The sequence below is a fragment of the Actinomadura sp. NBRC 104425 genome (genome assembly GCF_030269545.1).
In the GTDB taxonomy this organism is placed as follows: Bacteria; Actinomycetota; Actinomycetes; order Streptosporangiales; family Streptosporangiaceae; genus Spirillospora; species Spirillospora keratinilytica.
The window spans coordinates 1-16,255 of sequence record NZ_BSTN01000043.1 but is presented as its reverse complement, the minus strand read 5'-3'; the positions used below and the strand labels follow the sequence as shown (position 1 = coordinate 16,255).

The following is a 16,255-nucleotide window of genomic DNA, read 5'->3' as shown; positions in this document are numbered from 1 at the left end:
GCCTGCCGGGACGCGGGCACGGGCATGTCACTGCATCGTCACGCCGGGCCGGAGCAGCGGCTCGACCAGCTGCCGCATCAGCCTCGACGGCTCGATGCCCAGCTCCCTGCCGAGCAGCGTCCGGTACTCGCGATACCACCGGAGTGCCTCGGCGAGGTTGCCCTCCGCAACGTGCACCTGTACCACCAGGCGGCTTGCGCTTTCGCGCAGGGGTTCGGATTGCACCGACGCGAGAGCCGCCACAAGCGCCTCCCCCAGGCGGCCGCGTGCGATCAGCGCCGACGCCGCGCGCTCCAGGGCCTCCAGGCGCAAGAGCCGGAAACGCTCTCGATCCGCCACGACCCATTCGTCGTCCCAGTCGGGCAGCAACTCGGCGTGCTCTATGAGGAGCGGCAGACGGCTCAGGTCGTCGGCCTGCGGGTCATGGATGAGCCGTTGCGCGAAGCCGGACAGTTCGACGAGGTCGACCCGCACCGTCGGAGACAACCGAAGCCGATCGGAATCGGCCGATAGGAGCCGAGCGTCGGCGCGGCCGACTCGCCACAGCGTGGTCCGTAGATTGTTCGCCGCCTGCTGCTCGGACGAGACGAGCCACAGTGCGCTCGCCAGTTTCGTCCGGCTCACGGGACGCTCGGCCAGCGCCAGGTACGCCAGGACCCGCTCGACACTGTGCGGGACCGTCAGCCACCGCCCGTCCACCGTCAGTTGGAACTCACCGGTGAGAGCCAAGCGGACCGGACCGCCGGTGCCCGTAGTGTGGTGCGGCGTTCCTTCCCATGTCATAGGCCCCTCCGCGGAATCAGGTTCCAGGGCCGTAAACCATTGTGTTCGTGCACGTCACCCCGGCGTCACGGGAGAATCACGCTGAGGACGGGGGAGGTTGATCCCGGCCAGGCTCCGGCATCTCCAAGGGCCTCGCGCGCACCGCCGTAGTAAGCCACGGCAACATCGTTCATGTAGGTCGATCTACGTTCTGGCGGATGGTGGGCGGGGCGTCACAAGGGTGAGCCGGACTGGGGCTGGCCCACTCATCCGCACACTGTAGCCCCAGGATAACGCTGGAGTGTGAGGCACGGGCCACGTCGTCTGCGGTACGTGTCGGCACGGCCCATTTCGAGAGACTTCCTGGCCGGTGAAACGCCGAGCAGTCGGAAGGATCTCGTGCGCCTTTCATGGCCTCGGTGCCCCATGGCTCAGCGAAAAATGCGCCGACCCGCGGGAAATGAATCTAGGGGCTTGGGCATTCCACCCAAGCCCCTTACCGAGTCTCAATCAGCAGAACACGTCTGTGGCGCCACCAAAGGTGGGCCGGCGGCAGCCGCCGGAGGCACGCAAGCAGGCGGTCAGCCGCCGGTGCGCGAGACGATCCAGTCGACGGTGCGCCGCGCCCCCGAGATGCGACGCTCCAGCTTGCTCCGGCGCGGCGGTGCCGGGGCGGAGCAGGTGATGCGGACGCGGACCGGTCGCTTCGGGCCGCGTGCCGCCACGGCACCGGGTGCCGTCTTGCGGCCGCCGTCGGGCGGGCCCGCCGCGGCGTCCGCCAGGTCGGCCAGCCGGGCGCCCGCCCCCGCGAGCTCCCGCAGGGCGCGCTGTTCGGTGTGCTGGTCGGAGGCGTTGAGCACGCACGCGTACAGCGCCTCGACCTCGGCCATCTGAGCGCCCAACCGCAGCAGCGGCTGATCGCTCGTCCCGTGCATCCCCGTCACACCTCCATGGTCGGTCATTCGCCCGGTTTTCCGCATCCGGGTTACGCAAGATCACCTAATCACGAAGATGCTTCGCAAGCCGGCGGCGCCCGCCGGGTCAGGGGGCGGACGCGTCGAGAGCGGCCCGCAGCGAGCGGGCGGCGGAGTCGGGGGTGTCCCCCAGGCCGACGCCCAGGTTGACCAGCGTCGAGATGAGCACGCTCTCGGCTCTCCCGGCGAGTTGACCGGCTAGTTCCAGCATGACGAACCGTGCACCGCGCTCCACAGCTGCGCCGACGCGTGCTCGGGGTCGTCGCGGCGCAGCCGTCCCGCATCCATGGCGCGGGCGGCGGCCTCGACCAGCACGCCGAACGCCCCGGCGTCGAACGCGGAGCCGCCCGCGACCGGCTCCACGGCGGGCCGCGCTCGCCCGCCCAGCGGGACGCCGCCGAACATGACCGCGTACAGGTGGCGGTTGGCGCGGGCGTTGGCCCGGTACGCCAGCGCCAGGCGGCCGAGGTCGGTCACCGGGTCGTCGGTGCGGGGGACCGCCGCCATGCGCTCGGCCAGCCGCGCGAACCCCTCGGCGATCACCGCGTGCACCAGTTCCGGCATGCCCCCGAAATGGTGGTAGACGACCATCGTCGACGCGCCCACCTCCGCGGCCAGTCGGCGCGTGGTCAGCGCCCCGGGGCCCTCGTCGGCCAGCAGCCGCGCCGCCGCCTCCAGCAGCCGCGTCCGCACCGGCCGGACGTCCCGGCCCCGCGCCCCGCTGGTTGACACCTTCGTCATAACGACGTCATACCTCACATAACTTCGTTATGACGGTCGGGAGGTGCCCCGATGACCGCCAACGCGACCGAGCGCGGCTTCGCCTCGTGGGGGGCGCTCGAGGCAGGCCGACTCGCGGGGGAGGCCCTCTGGGAGCGACCGCGCCGGCGGGACTGCGCCCGGATGACGCTGCAGTTCACCTGGCAGGGGTACGACTCGGCGCTCGCCGCGCCCCTGGTGCTGGACCTGGCCCGCCTGGTGGCCGCGCCGCACGCGGCCGGGCGCGCCGGGCCGCTGCCGGAGCCTGCCTACTTCTTCAAGGACCCGATCGGCGCGACGACGCACGACCTGGCCGCAACGCGCTGTGCGCCTTCGCCGCCCGGGGCTGCCGTTGGGGTACTGGCGGAGCTGGTGCTCCGACGCGGCGGCGGGCGCCTGGCGCGGCCTCCCCGCCAGGCGGTCAGGCGGCTGGTTTCTCCCAGACGGAGACGTGCTTGGTGCTCTCGCTGGTGAACGGCGTGCGCGTCCAGTCCTCCCAGCGTTCGCGCAGGCGCATGCCCGCCAGCTCGGCCATCAGATCGAGTTCGGCGGGCCACACGTACCGGAACGGGATCGAGGTGAACTCGCAGCGATCGTCGACGACCTCGACATAGTTCGAGCTCATCGACTGCGTGGCCACGTCGTAAACGTCATACGCCCATCCCGTCGGGCTCACCTGGAACGGCACGACGTTCTGTCCCGGCGGTAGTTTCCGCAGTTCCGGAACGCCGACCTCGATGACGAAACACCCGCCCGGCTCCAGGTGCGCGGCGGCGTTGCGGAAACAGGCGACCTGCGCCGCCTGCGTCGTCAGATTGTTGATGGTGTTGTAGACCAGGTAGGCGAGTGAGAACGTCCCGTCGACCCGCGTGGTCGCGAAGTCGCCGATCGTCACGCCGATCGTGTCGCCGCCGGGCTTGGCGCGCAGCCGCCGCACCATCGCCCGTGACAGATCGATGCCGTGCACTGGGACGCCCCGCCGCGACAGCGGCAGTGCCACACGACCCGTCCCGATGCCCAGTTCCAAAGCGCGGCCGCTCCCGGCCAGCCCGGCGAGGAAATCCACTGCGGGGTCCAGCGTCCGCGGCTCGAACATCGCCGCCGACGTCTCGTCGTAGCGGGCTGCGACGCGTTCACCGAAATATCCGTCCGGATCCTGCACGCGGCGACCGTAATCGAGCGCTGTTCCGCTCCGCCAGCCATTTTCCGGTCGGCCGTGACACCGATGGGAAAGGCCGTGACGTCCATGTCGCTGCCACGTGCCGTCCTGGAGCCCGCAGGATGCGGGACGGCGGCAGGTCGGCGCGCTTCCGCCGGACGCTGGATGCTGCCGGCCCGTTCACGACGGGTGCGCCAAGGCGCATGCTCGCCGCTGTGCACCTATTCAAGGTTTTGCATGACTGATCGGCTCGCGGAGCCCCGTTGATCGCGCAGCTGCATGCTAAGGCGCTGACTGAGCGCTGCGCTCGTGCACCCGCGGTGCGGTGCGGGTGATCGAGCGGTGAACGCGCAACTCTGCTGGGAGTTCCTGCGCGCGCATGCCGTGTTGGCCGCCGGTGGCTGCTTCATGATCGGCCGGTACCCGCAGTGAGCAGGGCGGGCGTTCGCTTGAGTGGGGGGAGAAGGTGTGGCTTGAGGGGGCAGTACGCCGTCACTTCCTGTTGGGGGTGGGGTTCCTTCACGGGCGGTGGACGCGTGGCTGGGAGTTCTTGATCGCGTATGCCGTGTCGGCCGACGCCGATGTCTCCTTCGAGGTCGATCGATATCTGCGCTGGGACGACGCCTGACGGAGCGGGTTGAGGCTTGAGGCATGTGAGGCGGTGCGCTGCCGTATCCCGTTGGGATGGGAGTCGGCGAGGGGGAATGGTGGGCGTGCTTAGCGGGGGGTTCTTGCCTGCGCATGACGTGTGTTGATCGGAGCTGCTGTCTGCTTCGTCTGGGGGGCGATTCGGCAAGGGAAGAGCGGTTCGAGGGGTGTGGGGCGGTGTGTCGCTGTGACGGAGAGGTTGTGCGGGGAGCGTCGGCCCGCACAGGGAGCGAGGGTCCAGCCGGTGTGATCACCGGCCGGGCCCTCGGCTTGGCTGCTCAGCTGCTAACGGCTGACTGAACAGGGTGTGGCGGGCTTACCACCAGCCCCAGCCACCACCCCAGCCCCAGCCGCCCCAGCCCCAGCCGTCCCAGGGGCCCCAACCCCAGCCCCAGCCGCCGGTGGTGCTGGTCGACTGGGCGGTGGACGCGTGGCCCGTGGTGCTGGTGGACTGGGCGCTCACGGTGGAGTGCTGCGGCGCCGCGGTGTCAGCGGTGCTCGCCATGGCCGCTGCCGGAGCGCCCACAGCCAGAGCACCGGCCGCCAGCCCGGCGACGGCGAATCGCTGAACCTTCTTCGTCATTTTCTGTTCCCCCCGTCGCTGTGCGCTGTACACAGCTCTGACTGTTTGGTTCCACTTCCGACCATATTCGCCGGATCTGCTCGGTAGGTGGATAGAAGTGCAACTCGCCCCCAAGGTTCGCTATGTCATCTGGGGTTCCGGTGACCGGCATGCCGAGGACCCGGACGGCGCATGCCGGCCGGGTCCTCGATATGTCGGCGGTGCCGGTGCTACCTCGCGGCACTGCTGACGGTGAACGCGCCACCGGTGCCCGCGATCGTCGCGGACTTCGTCAACAACACCCCGCTGTAACCGTGTCCGAAGCCGCCGTGGCCGAACCGGACGTGGTGGCGGTGATGGATGAAGTGGCGGTGGTGCTTGAAGAAGTGGCGATGGTGGTCGAAGAAGTGGCGATGGTGGTTGAACCTGTGATGCCTGTACCCGTCGTGCGGGTCGGAGACCTGCACACCGGCGCTGTGATGAGTCGCCGAGACGGGTGCGGCGAGTGCCATCGTCGGGGCTCCCAGAGCCACGACCGGCGCCGCGACGCCCATGATGGCAATGCGCCGGATTCTCGTCGTCATGTGTATGTCGCCCCCCGCCCGCCGCGCGATGCACGGCGGGTGCATGAGGAGTATCTATGGTGGGCCGAATACTCAGAAGTCGATGTGATCGGCCGCCGGGTCCGACGGCGATCCTTTTCCTGGTATTTGGCTGTGCTTGGCGTTCGCCGAGCTTTGCTCACGTCCTGCCGCGGTATCAGCGTGGTGTCACCTGGCTCCGGTCACCACGGTGCTGGAAAACGCGCCGCCGGGGCCTGCGAACGTGAACGACTTCTTGAAGAACGCTCCGCCGTCGTGGAAGCCGAAGCGCCCGTGCCCGAACCCGAAGTCGCGGTGGTCGAATCCGAAGCGGTGGTGCCCGAACCCGAAGTCGCGGTGGCCGAACCCGAAGTCGCGGTGGCCGAACCCGAAGCGGTGGTGGCCGAACCCATGCCCATCGTGGCGCCAGCCGTCGTTCACGCTGACGGAGTGCGCCGCGACGCTGTGCTTCGACACCGAGGCGGTGGAGGCCATCGCCACCGTCGGGACGCCCAGTGCCATGGACCCGGCCGCGACGCCCACGACGGCGAGCCGCGTGATCTTCCTTGCCATGTGCTGTCACCCCCGTCCGCTGTGCGGATGCACAACGTCCTTTCAAATTTCAACCTATGACGCCCGGCATGTCGGGTAGATGGTTAAAAGTGCAACTTAATCCCAAGGTTTGCTATGTCATTTCGGCCGCCTTCAGGCCCGCCGGACCGCCGTCGTGAGCCCCTGCGGCATCACCGCTCGAAGCCCCCTTGGGACGAGGTCCATCGCCACTTCCAGCGCGCCCGCCGGGAGCAGGGCCGACGCGCCTGATGGCCCAGGAGCGGAGCACGATGGCGCCGTCCCGTGCCGCCGTCGGTGAATCTTCTGATGCCGTCGGCTCCTCCCGTCACCGCCTGCGCATCGACCGGTGGGATCACGTCTGGCTCGGGTGGCGGCGTGCCACGGAGCCGCACAGGCGGCGGGCGACCCGGCTGCCGAGATCCGCCGGACATGGCCCAGCCCCAGGGGGAGGTGCTCCCTCCTCCAGCCGCATACGGGGGTGCGCTGCTGGACGGGCTGCGCGGCCCATGAACTGCGCCGGTGGTGCTGGTTGCTGACCGTCCCGTCGAGCCGTCCGCTTCGCCGGGCCCGCCGACGCGCCCGCGGCGCCCACCGCCTCACCCGAGACGCCCCTGGGCGTTTATCCGGTGGCGGGTGGTGTAGGCGGGTCGTTAGTGTCGCGGCGGTGAGCAGCGGCGTCTCGGTGTTGTGGTTGTGCGGTCCTCCCGGTGTCGGCAAGTCGAGTGCGGCATTCGAGATCTTCTCCCAGCTCTCCCGCGCCGGTGTCCGGGCGGCGTTCATCGACCTCGACCAGATAGGTCTGTGCCACCCCGTCGACGACGAGCACCGCGTGAGGATCGCCGCGCTGGGGGCGGTCTGGCCGAACTACCGGGCGGCCGGGGTCGCGTGCCTGATCCTCTCCGGGGTCGTCGACACCGCCGGGCAGGCTCGGGCGTACGCCGATGCGATGCCGGGCGCGGACGTGACCCTGTGCCGCCTGCGCGTGCACGCGGACGAGCTGCGCCGCCGGTTCGTCGGCCGGGGATGGCGCCCCGAACTGGTGGACCGGGCCGTCGCCGCGGCCGACGCCCTCGACCGCACCGGCTTCGCCGACCTGTGCGTCGACACCGACGGGCTGACGGTGCCCGAGGTCGCCCGCACGGTGCGGGAGCGGATCGGCCCATGGCCCGCCGCCGCGCCGCCGCCGACCGCGCCGCCCGCCGCGCCGGCCGGTGCCGCGATCACGACGCCGACGCTGTGGCTGTGCGGGCCGGTGGGCGTCGGCAAGTCCACGGTCGGATACGAGGTGTTCCGGCAGGTCATCGGCGACGGCGTCACGGCCGCGTACGTGGACGCGCGGCAGATCGGCTTCCTGCGGTCGGCCGACGACGGCCATGCCCTCAAGGCGGCCAACCTGGCGGCCCTGGACGCGGTGTTCCGCCCGGCCGGAGCGCAATGCCTGATCGTTTCCGGAGAGACCGGACACCCCGACGGCTACACCGGGCTCTTCGCGGCGTCCGCGCTGACGGTGTGCCGCCTCGACGCCGGGCCGGACCGGCTGGCCGAGCGCGTCCTCATGCGCGGGCGCGGCGACGGACCGGTCATCCCGGGCGACGAGCTGCGCGGGCTGCCCGAGGAAGAGCTTTTGAAGATCGCCCGGCGGGCCGCCGCCGAGGCCGCGGACGCATCGGACGGCGCCGTCCGCGTCGGCACCGATGACCGGTCGGCGGCGGACGCGGCGCGGGCCGTGCGCGCGGCCGCCGGCGGCTGGCCCCGCCTGCGCGCCCCGTGAAACGGCGGCGGGGCCGGGTGCGGGGGTGGGCACCCGGCCCCGCCGAAACGGGGGACGGACGGGCTACTTGAGCGGGGCGATCCGGATGTTCTTGAAGCGGATGCCGCCGCCGTTGTTCTCCAGCCCGATGTGACCGGCGAGTTCGCGGTCACCGGTGTAGGTGTTCACCAGCTGGTCGTTCCAGTAGATCTTGTACTCCTGGCCGCGGACCTCGATGCGCACCTTGTTGTAGCCGCCGCCGACCGGCTTGACGTTGAGGAAGTCGGCGGGGTCGATCCCGTCGATCGAACCGGTGCGGAAGCGGGCCTCCTCGACCCGGTCCAGGATCGACACCTGGTACCCCTCGGTCTGCGGGTCGGCGATCGCGGAGTCGCCGTCCGGGATCCGCAGGAAGATGCCGGAGTCGGAACTGACGCTGTCCTGCTCGTACTCCAGTTCCAGCGCGAAGTCCCGGTACCGCCGGTTCCGGTACCACAGCGCGCCGCGTCCGCCCTGCGGCGTCAGCACGCCGTCCGCGACCGTGAACGAGCCGGAGCCGGCGTGGTCCCAGCCGCCCAGCGTCTTGCCGTCGAACAGGTTCACGAACCCGTCGGACTCGGCGACCGGCCTCCAGGTGACCTTCGCGGTGCCGGCGACGTAGTCGGTGCGCAGGTTGGCGGGGGTGCGGCCGTTCACCACCAGGACGTCGGCGCCGTCCTGAACGCACGAGTTCCGGTATCCGGCGCAGGCCACGACGATGTCGTCGGCGCCGACCGGGCTGGTGTAGGCGAGCTCGGCCCTGCCCCTGGCGTCGGTCTTGGTGATCGTCTCCTCGGCGAGCTGGTACGGGGTGCCGCTGGTGTGCCCGGCCGGCAGCGGCGCGGCGGGCGCCTTGCGGAACACCTGGATCGTGATGTCGTGGTCCTTGGGCGACAGGCCGCGCCTGGGCTTGAGCTTGGCGACGGCGGTGTGCTGCTTGCCCGCGTCGCGGGTCGCGCCGCCCGGCGTCACCTTGATCGTGCCCTCGACCTTCTCGGCGACGGTGATCTCGTCCGCCGTGCCGGTGCCGAGCACGCCGCCGGAGGAGTCGGTCACCGTGACCTTGGCGGTGTACGCGCCGGGCTCGGCGTAGGAGTGGGTCACCGACGCGCCCTGCCCGGTCGTGCCGTCGCCGAAGTCCCATGTGTACGCGGCGTCGGACGGGGCGTCCGGCGCGGCCGCGGTGAACGTGACGTCCAGCGGTGCGGGCCCGTTCGTGGTGTTCGCGGTGACCTGGACGCCGATCGCCTCGGCCATGCCCTTGCCGTTGAACCGGACCGAGTCGACGTCGAACAGCGCGTCGTCCGAGTCGGGGTTGGTGAAGACGAGGAACAGCTTGCCGGCGCCGCCGCCCGGGTCGGTGAGCGGGACGGGCGCCAGGGTGACGTACCGGTCGTAGCCTCCGGTGCTGTCCACCTTGGCGGTGCCCGCCAGCGGACCGGTCGGGGAGTCCTTGCGGATCTCGATGGTGCCGCCGGCCCCGCCCGAGGACACCCGGAACGTCGCCGACGTCATGTTCTTCAGATCGACCGGGTCGAACGCCAGCCAGTCGCCGTCGTTGATCGCGCCGATGCGCCGTCCGCCCTCGGCGCCGCTGTGGCTGATGATGGACGTGCCGTTGTTGTCGTTGAAGTGCTCGGCCTGCTTGCGCTTCTTCTGCAGGATGATCTGCCGGGAGCCCGCCAGGCTCGGCACGCCGTCGGAGCCCTTGTCGGTGTACGTGGCGCGCAGCACGGTGAAGACGTTGGCGTCGTCGCCGTGGCCCTCCACGTTCTCCAGCGCGAAGGTGCCCTCGCAGCCGTTCTTCTCCAGGATCGGATGGGCGTGCTGGTCGTGCCCCAGCGCGACCTGCAGGGTGACGTCCTGGCAGTCGATCTGGCCGTCCTCGGCGTCGGTCACATTGATCTTGTAGGGGATCGTCTCGCCGAAGTCGGCGAAGCCGCCGTTGACCGGGGACGCGATCGTCACCGTCGGGGCGTTGTTGCCCGCGGTGATCGGGAACGACTGCACCGCCGACTTGCCCGTCGCGTCGCTGACCAGCAGCCGGGCCTGGTAGGCGCCCTTGGCGGTGTAGGTGTGCTCGGCGACCGGCTGGTCGGAGTCGGTGGTGCCGTCGCCGTCGAAGTCCCACGCGTAGGCGATGGCGTCGCCGTCCGGGTCGTGGGTGCCGGTGGCGTCGAACTTCACCGTCAGCGGGACGTCGCCGGACGTCGGCGTCGCCGTCGCCTGGATGACCGGCGACCGCGCGCCCTTGACGTAGTCGACCTTGTAGAGGCCGACGCGCGGGCCGACGGTGAAGAACCCGCCGCCGTAGTCCAGGAAGTACAGCGACCCGTCCGGGCCGAACTCCATGTCCATCGGCTGCCCGTTCACCGAGCCGTCGGTGCTGGTGAACATGTCCGGCAGAAACGTGTTGATGTTGAGCAGGCCGCCGTTGTCGTCGAGCTTGATGTCCCAGGCGCGGTGCCGGGAGTAGTCGTAGAAGAACGGCGTGCCGTCGTAGTAGGCGGGGAACTTGGTGTCGGACTGCAGGTTCTCGTCGTACCGGTAGACCGGCGCCCCCATGGCCGTGCGGCCGCCCGGGGTGGGCGGGCAGAACTGCGGGAACTCGTTCCAGGTGGCGCAGTCGTTGGGGTACCACAGCAGCGGCGGCGTCATCGGCGGCAGCTCGCGCAGGCCCGTGTTGTTGGGCGAGTCGTTGACGAGGTTGTCGCAGTCGAACGGCGGGCCGGTGGTGCCGGTGGCGAAGTCGTAGTCGAAGTACGGCTTCTTATTGGCCTGGCAGTACGGCCAGCCGTGGTTGGCCGGGCCGCGGATCTGGTTGAGCCGCTCGAACGCCTCCGGGCCCTGCGTCGGACTGTCCTCGTTGGCGTCCGGGCCGACGACGCCCATGTAGACCCAGTCGGTCTTCGGGTCGACGTCGAAACGGAACGGGTTGCGCTCGCCCATCGTGTAGATCTCGGGCTTGGTCTTGTCGGTGCCCGGCGGGAACAGGTTGCCCTCGGGGATCGAGTACGACCCGTCGTCGTTGACCTTGATCCGCAGGATCTTGCCGCGCAGGTCGTTGGTGTTGGCGGCGTGGCCCTGGTCGTCGTAGTCCTCGCGGCCGGGCCGCTCGTCGATCGGCGAGTACCCGTTGGACTGCCACGGGTTGATGTTGTCGCCGGTCGACAGGTACAGGTTGCCCTTGGAGTCGAAGCCGATGTCGCCGCCGACGTGGCAGCACAGGCGCCGCTGCGTCGGGACGTGCAAAATCTTCTGCTCGGTGCTCAGGTCGAGCTTGTCGCCGACCAGCTTGGCGCGCGACAGGACGTTCTCGGGCGTGGTCCCGGCGGGGGAGTAGTAGAAGTAGACCCAGCCGTTGTCGGCGAAGTCCGGGTCGAGCGCGACGCCCTGCAGGCCGTCCTCCTCGCCGGTGTAGACGTCGATGGTGGCGGCCATGGACACCTCGCCCGTCCGCTGGTCGAACAGGCGGAACTCGCCGCGCCGGCTCGTCATCAGCACCCGGCCGTCGGGCAGCACGGCCAGGTCCATCGGCTCGCCGACGTCCTTGGTGAGCAAAGTGGTCTGGAAGTTCTTCCACACCGTGGCGCCGCAGTCGGACGCGACGGCGCCCGCCGCGGTCTGGATGCCGCCCAGCAGGTGCTTGCGGAACTCGCCGTCGGCGTAGGTGGCGGCCTGGGTGCCCAGACCCGAGTACCACGAGCGTCCCTGCCGGACCTCGCCGCACCAGCTGATCGGGTGGTCGTAGCCCATCGCGCCGGTGCCGGGGGTGTAGGTCTTCTCGTCCACCCCGGCCAGGACGTGCAGGTCGCCCCGCACGTTGGCGGTGTAGTTGTAGAACACGTCGTTCTGGGTGACGCGGCGCGGCAGGTCCTTGGTGGACGGGTGCACCGGGTCGTACACCATGAGCTGGGCCTGCTGCGCGGCGGGCGCGGGCGACTTGGTGCGCGCGCCGATGGTGGCGCCGTACCAGTCCCAGTCGGGTTCGGCGTCGGCGGCGGTGTTGAGCGCCACCAGGCCGCCGCCCCGTTCGACGAAGCCCTGCAGCGCCGCCTGCTGGTCGTCGTCGAGGACGTCGCCGGTCACCGACAGGAACACCACCGCCTTGTACTGGGCGAGGTTCTCCTCGGTGAACAGGGCGGAGTCCTCGGTGGTGTCGACGGCGAAGCCGCCCGCCTCGCCGAGTTCGCGAATGGCCGTGATTCCCGCCGGGATGGAGTCCACACGCTCCCCGGCGGTCTTGGAGAACACCAGGACCCGGTACGAGGCTGCCGCCTTCGACCGGACGGTCTCAGCCCTGGCCGGCGCCGGTACGGCGACCAGCATGGACAACAGAAGCATCAGGGAGACGGACAGGAGCAGTAGTCGGCTTTGAACCCAAGGCACGACGTCCTCCCTGGACGTGTGAGCCCCGCGTCCTCCCCCGTCTGGCCGGGGCCGCGTTGAGCAGTGCGCCCCGGATGCTAGAAGACTTTGCCTTGTTCGCCTAGATCTTTCGTTTGATCACTCCATAACTTTTTCCTGAAAGAGGTAAAAGCCGGGGGTCGTTTCGATCAAGGTGGTATGCCCCTCAAGCTGGTCTGATGTCCGAATTCGCGGTACGTCATAGCTGATCATGGCCACATCCGGTCGCTGCTCCGTCCGTGCAGCCGGGGTGCGTCTGCCGTGCAGAACGAAGGCTTCCTTTGCCAACTTTCGCCGTTGACGAGACAAACAAGCGCTGCAACAGTGCAAAGCAGGTCTTCGTCTCCCGGACCGAGGAGGATTCGTGGCTCCCCACCGACGCCGCCGCACGTCCCGCAGCACCATCGGCCTCACCCTCACGCTCGCGCTGGCGTCGACCGGGCTGCTCGCGCCCGCGGCCGCGGCGGCCACGGCGTCCGGCGGCGGCGCCCTCCCGGCCGCCTGCCCCGCCCCCGACGCCCGCCCCACGGTCTGGATCCTCGACGAGCGCACCACCGTGCCCAACCGCTCGGCCTGGGGCGGCTGCACCATCAACGACCTGATCGACGACGAGCGCACCTGGGCGAGCAAGGGCGCGTTCCTGCGCCACCTCACCGCCGTGACCACCCGCCTGCGCAACAAGCACCTGCTCAACGGCAGGGAACAGGGCCGCCTGGCCGCCGCCGCGGCCCGCTCCGACATCGGCAGGGGACGCGGCTACGAGACCGTCTTCGACGGCACCGCCGCGTCGCTGTCGAAGTGGCTCCAGGCCCCCGACGGCTCGTTCAGCCTCCAGCCGGACGGGTCGATCCGCACCGTCGGCGGCCTCGGCATGCTGTGGTACGCGGGCCGGGACTACGGCGACTTCTCGCTGCGGCTGCAGTTCCGCGACGCGCGCACCGACGGCGGATACTCCAACAGCGGCGTCTTCGTCCGCTTCCCCGACCTGCGCACCCCACTGGAGGAGCGCCCGCCCGGCAGCTGCGGCACCATCGGCTCGGCCCGCACCTCCCCGGCCTGGGTGGCGATCTACTGCGGGCACGAAATCCAGATCTACGACGGCCCCACCGGCGAACCGCAGAAGACCGGCTCGGTCTACAACTTCGGCACGATCGGCCTGGACCGGGCCCGCCCCACCCCTCCCGGCACCTGGAACGACTACGAGATCCGCGTCCAGGGCCAGCACTACACGGTCATCCGCAACGGCGAAGTGATCAACGAGTTCGACAACGCGCCGGGCAAGAGCTCCTCGCGCGCCAGCGACCCGCCCACCGATCTGCGCCAGTTCGCGCGGGGCTTCATCGGCCTGCAGAACCACGGCTCCGGCGACGTGGTCGACTTCCGCAACGTCCGCGTCCGCGACCTGTCCTGACTCCGCCGCGGGGCCGAGGGGCGGGCGCGGCGCTCGGCGGTCCGGCGCCCTGGTGACCTGCGCGTCGGCCCCGGACGGGAGCCGTGCCGAATGGGCCGAGGCGGGGTCGTCGGCGCTCTATGATGCTTGATCGCTGAGGACACAGGAGGGGGACCCATGGCCACCAAGGTCGTCATGGTTGACGACATCGACGGCTACGACGGTGAGGACGTCGCCAAGCGGGACTTCGAGGTCGCCGGGGCGAAGTTCACCATCGACCTGGGCGACGCGAACCACAGGCGCCTGCAGGAGGCGCTGGACGCGCTGACGCCCTTCCTGGAGAAGGCGGCCGTCGTCAAGGCCGCCGGGCGCTCCCGCAAGAGCACCGCCGACACCTCGCCCAAGCTGCGCGGCTACACCAACACGGACGTCCGTGAGTGGGCCAAGGAGCAGGGCATCGAGGTCAGCGTCCGCGGCAAGATCGCTGACGAGGTGTACGAGCAGTTCATCGCGGCCCACCCCGACGCCGCTCCGGACGGGGCCGCCGCCGACACCGCCAAGGCCGACGAGGCCGCGGCCGAAGAGGGCAAGACGGACGAGGCCAAGGCGGACGAGGCCAAGCCCGGGGCGGCCGAGCCCGAAGAGGCCGAGGCGAAGGGCTGAGCAGGGAGCACCTAGGTGGGGCGGTGGCCGTGTGGAGCGCAGCCCATACGGCCGTCGCAAGCAAACGGGCCCGTGACACCGGTCAAGGGACCGTCACCGGCCTGACCGCGGGGGCCGCCTGTGCCGTAGGCGGCCCCCGCGGTCAGGCGGCGGTCGCCTCGGGTGCGCGGAGCAGCGAGAAGATCAGCTGCGCGACGGCGGCTTCGACGAGCGCCACCAGCGCCTTCGCGAGGACGGTGGCCAGAAAATCGGTCACGGTGTTCACCTCGTGGTCGACTACAGCACTGACCGTTTTATCCGATTCTGGACATTACCGTCCGGATTGTACGTGGCAAACAGGTGAACAGTTGGTAAGCCTCCTCCCGACGGGCGGACGGCGCCGTCCCCGGAGCTCCGCCCAGGTCGTCTAGGTCGTCCGGGACTGCCCGGCCCGCTGCCGGCCGGTCGCCCGCCGCGCGACGGCGACGCCGACCCCGATCGCCGCGGCCACCGGCCAGTCCACGACCCCGAACGCCGCCAGAGCGCCCAGCCCCGTGTAGTAGGCCAGCCGTCCGGGCGGCGGAAGCGAGGACGCCACGGCCTTCCCGGCGTCGACCACCTGGTGCCCGGCCTGCCCGATCCGCGGCGTCGGCACCTCGAACCTGTGCACCGTCACATGCGGGGTGACGAGGGGGACGGGAACGGTGGTCCTCTTCTGCTCCCGCGTTCGGGTCGTCCTCGGCGTGCTCGTCGTCGCCGCGGTGCGCCGTCGCGTGGTGGTAGCGGTCCGGCTCGGGCTCGCCGTGCTCCGCCGCTGTGTGGTGCGTCTGCGTGTTGTCCTGTTCTCGGCGACTGTCGCCATGTCGGCCCCCGGCACTCTCTCGGCTCAGACCACGTCTCGGGAGGACGGAGCGCCGGTGTTCCGCCCCGTCCTCGCGAGTCGAAGTTCGTGTGCTGGGGGGCTACCCACAGGCCGTCGGCCAAACATCTCCGCCCGCCGATCGCTTGCCGCATTGGTTACCGCCTTTTGCCTGGTCTGCAGCTTGTGGCCGGCGGCTTGGGGGTACGGCACCGGCCGATGCCCGGCGAGCGGCATCGATGCGGCGGGACGGGGAGGGGGAAGGCAGTGCTGATGCAGGTGATCCGAGTGGTCGGCCTGGCCGTGGGCGACTGGCAACCCCGGCCCGCCGTGCCGCCGCTGAGCAGCCGCGAACATCGGGAACTGGCCCAGACCCTGCGGCGGCTGCCGTCCTGCTTCCGCGACCGGCTGCCCCAGCCGACGCTGCGGCGCGTCACCAAGGAGGCGGCCAGCGGACGCTGGGAGAAGGCCGTCGAGCTCCTGGTCGCCGCCCTGCACACCCGCGCCGCCCCCGTCACCGCCGCCGAACGCGACGAACTGCGCGCCGTCGCGACGGCCCTGGCCATGCCCGCCGAGCGAGTCGACCGCCTCCCAGCGCGCTGAGCCGGCAGGTCGGCAGGACGGCTCGGAACACCCGCCCGTCCGCGCCGCGCTCCATGGTCGAGCTCGCGTACGCCCGCGCACTCGATCACCACGAGGGTGGCCGCCCGCCGGGGGCGGGTGCCTGCTTTCGGTCCTGTCCCGCGGCCCGGCTCTGGGCGTCGGCGGTCGGTCCCAGCAGGTGGCTGCCCCCGACCACCGCGTTGCTGACGCGCACTGCACGTTCGTATGGGGGCGTGAATCAGCGTGGGCCCGGCGCGGGCCGGCGACATCGCGGCTACTGCGTCCTCGCTGTCTGGCGGCGAGTGCTCATATAAGTTGAGTCGGTCGGACTCAACTCGCTTGACGGGGTGATCTCTGTCGGGCAGTCTGGCGCTGCGGGGGCGGCAAGTTGTGCCTGTGCGACGCAATTTGTCTGCGTCAGACGGAGGACGAGAGACATGGGACGTGCGGTCGGTATCGACCTCGGGACGACCAACTCGGTCGTCGCGATTCTGGAGGGCGGCGAGCCCACCGTCATCGCCAACGCGGAGGGGTCGCGGACCACGCC

Annotated in this window: 15 protein-coding genes; 6 read left to right on the top strand and 9 right to left on the bottom strand. The window is 70.4% G+C overall.

From position 1 onward, the window contains the following. Positions 1 to 27 precede the first annotated feature (27 nt). The 3 genes from QSK22_RS32075 to QSK22_RS32065 form a co-directional block, all read right to left on the bottom strand. Positions 28 to 783 (bottom strand): AfsR/SARP family transcriptional regulator, encoded by a 756-nt coding sequence (locus tag QSK22_RS32075; RefSeq protein WP_285498237.1) that lies wholly within the window; start codon positions 781 to 783, stop codon positions 28 to 30. A 560-nt stretch (positions 784 to 1,343) separates the two neighbouring features. Beyond that, on the bottom strand, positions 1,344 to 1,697 hold the full coding sequence (locus QSK22_RS32070; RefSeq protein WP_285498236.1) for a hypothetical protein: 354 nt from the start codon (positions 1,695 to 1,697) through the stop codon (positions 1,344 to 1,346). A 237-nt stretch (positions 1,698 to 1,934) separates the two neighbouring features. Next, positions 1,935 to 2,477 (bottom strand): TetR/AcrR family transcriptional regulator, encoded by a 543-nt coding sequence (locus QSK22_RS32065; protein ID WP_285498235.1) that lies wholly within the window; start codon positions 2,475 to 2,477, stop codon positions 1,935 to 1,937. A gap of 51 nt (positions 2,478 to 2,528) precedes the next feature. Here QSK22_RS32065 and QSK22_RS34110 point away from each other — a divergent pair, with 51 nt between their 5' ends. After that, positions 2,529 to 2,969 carry a hypothetical protein gene (locus QSK22_RS34110; protein WP_502872396.1) on the top strand — a complete coding sequence of 147 codons (441 nt, stop codon included), beginning with the start codon at positions 2,529 to 2,531 and terminating at the stop codon, positions 2,967 to 2,969. Here the strand turns inward: QSK22_RS34110 and QSK22_RS32055 are convergent. From QSK22_RS32055 to QSK22_RS32040, 4 genes are all read right to left on the bottom strand, one after another. Continuing rightward, positions 2,917 to 3,657, bottom strand: a complete 741-nt coding sequence (locus QSK22_RS32055) for a class I SAM-dependent DNA methyltransferase (RefSeq protein WP_285498234.1) — start codon at positions 3,655 to 3,657, stop codon at positions 2,917 to 2,919. The genes QSK22_RS34110 and QSK22_RS32055 overlap by 53 nt on opposite strands. A gap of 961 nt (positions 3,658 to 4,618) precedes the next feature. Beyond that, positions 4,619 to 4,885, bottom strand: a complete 267-nt coding sequence (locus tag QSK22_RS32050; protein ID WP_285498233.1) for a hypothetical protein — start codon at positions 4,883 to 4,885, stop codon at positions 4,619 to 4,621. Between the two features lie 209 nt (positions 4,886 to 5,094). Beyond that, a complete protein-coding gene (locus QSK22_RS32045) occupies positions 5,095 to 5,448 on the bottom strand; it encodes a hypothetical protein (RefSeq protein ID WP_285498232.1) in 354 nt (117 codons plus the stop codon). 186 nt (positions 5,449 to 5,634) lie between these two features. Next, the gene (locus QSK22_RS32040) at positions 5,635 to 6,018 is read right to left on the bottom strand and encodes a type 1 periplasmic-binding domain-containing protein (protein WP_285498231.1); all 384 of its coding nucleotides are present in this window, start codon (positions 6,016 to 6,018) and stop codon (positions 5,635 to 5,637) included. Positions 6,019 to 6,682: 664 nt separating this feature from the next. Here QSK22_RS32040 and QSK22_RS32035 point away from each other — a divergent pair. Further along, positions 6,683 to 7,789, top strand: coding sequence for an ATP-binding protein (locus tag QSK22_RS32035; protein WP_285498230.1), 1,107 nt, complete (start codon positions 6,683 to 6,685; stop codon positions 7,787 to 7,789). Between the two features lie 63 nt (positions 7,790 to 7,852). On the opposite strand, the gene QSK22_RS32030 is transcribed toward QSK22_RS32035, so the two are convergent. Next, positions 7,853 to 12,151: a ThuA domain-containing protein gene (locus QSK22_RS32030; protein ID WP_285498229.1), complete on the bottom strand. Its 4,299-nt coding sequence runs from the start codon at positions 12,149 to 12,151 to the stop codon at positions 7,853 to 7,855. Between the two features lie 427 nt (positions 12,152 to 12,578). Between QSK22_RS32030 and QSK22_RS32025 the strand changes: the two genes are divergently transcribed. Continuing rightward, on the top strand, positions 12,579 to 13,625 hold the full coding sequence (locus QSK22_RS32025) for a 3-keto-disaccharide hydrolase (RefSeq protein ID WP_285498228.1): 1,047 nt from the start codon (positions 12,579 to 12,581) through the stop codon (positions 13,623 to 13,625). A gap of 156 nt (positions 13,626 to 13,781) precedes the next feature. After that, a complete protein-coding gene (locus tag QSK22_RS32020) occupies positions 13,782 to 14,267 on the top strand; it encodes a histone-like nucleoid-structuring protein Lsr2 (protein ID WP_285498227.1) in 486 nt (161 codons plus the stop codon). Positions 14,268 to 14,673: 406 nt separating this feature from the next. Here the strand turns inward: QSK22_RS32020 and QSK22_RS32015 are convergent, their stop codons facing one another. Further along, positions 14,674 to 14,916: a hypothetical protein gene (locus tag QSK22_RS32015; RefSeq protein WP_285498226.1), complete on the bottom strand. Its 243-nt coding sequence runs from the start codon at positions 14,914 to 14,916 to the stop codon at positions 14,674 to 14,676. A gap of 462 nt (positions 14,917 to 15,378) precedes the next feature. On the opposite strand from QSK22_RS32015, the gene QSK22_RS32010 reads away from it, so the two are divergent. After that, positions 15,379 to 15,708: a hypothetical protein gene (locus QSK22_RS32010; protein WP_285498225.1), complete on the top strand. Its 330-nt coding sequence runs from the start codon at positions 15,379 to 15,381 to the stop codon at positions 15,706 to 15,708. A gap of 437 nt (positions 15,709 to 16,145) precedes the next feature. Further along, on the top strand, positions 16,146 to 16,255 hold a 110-nt coding region (locus QSK22_RS32005), incomplete at its 3' end, for an Hsp70 family protein (RefSeq protein ID WP_285498254.1).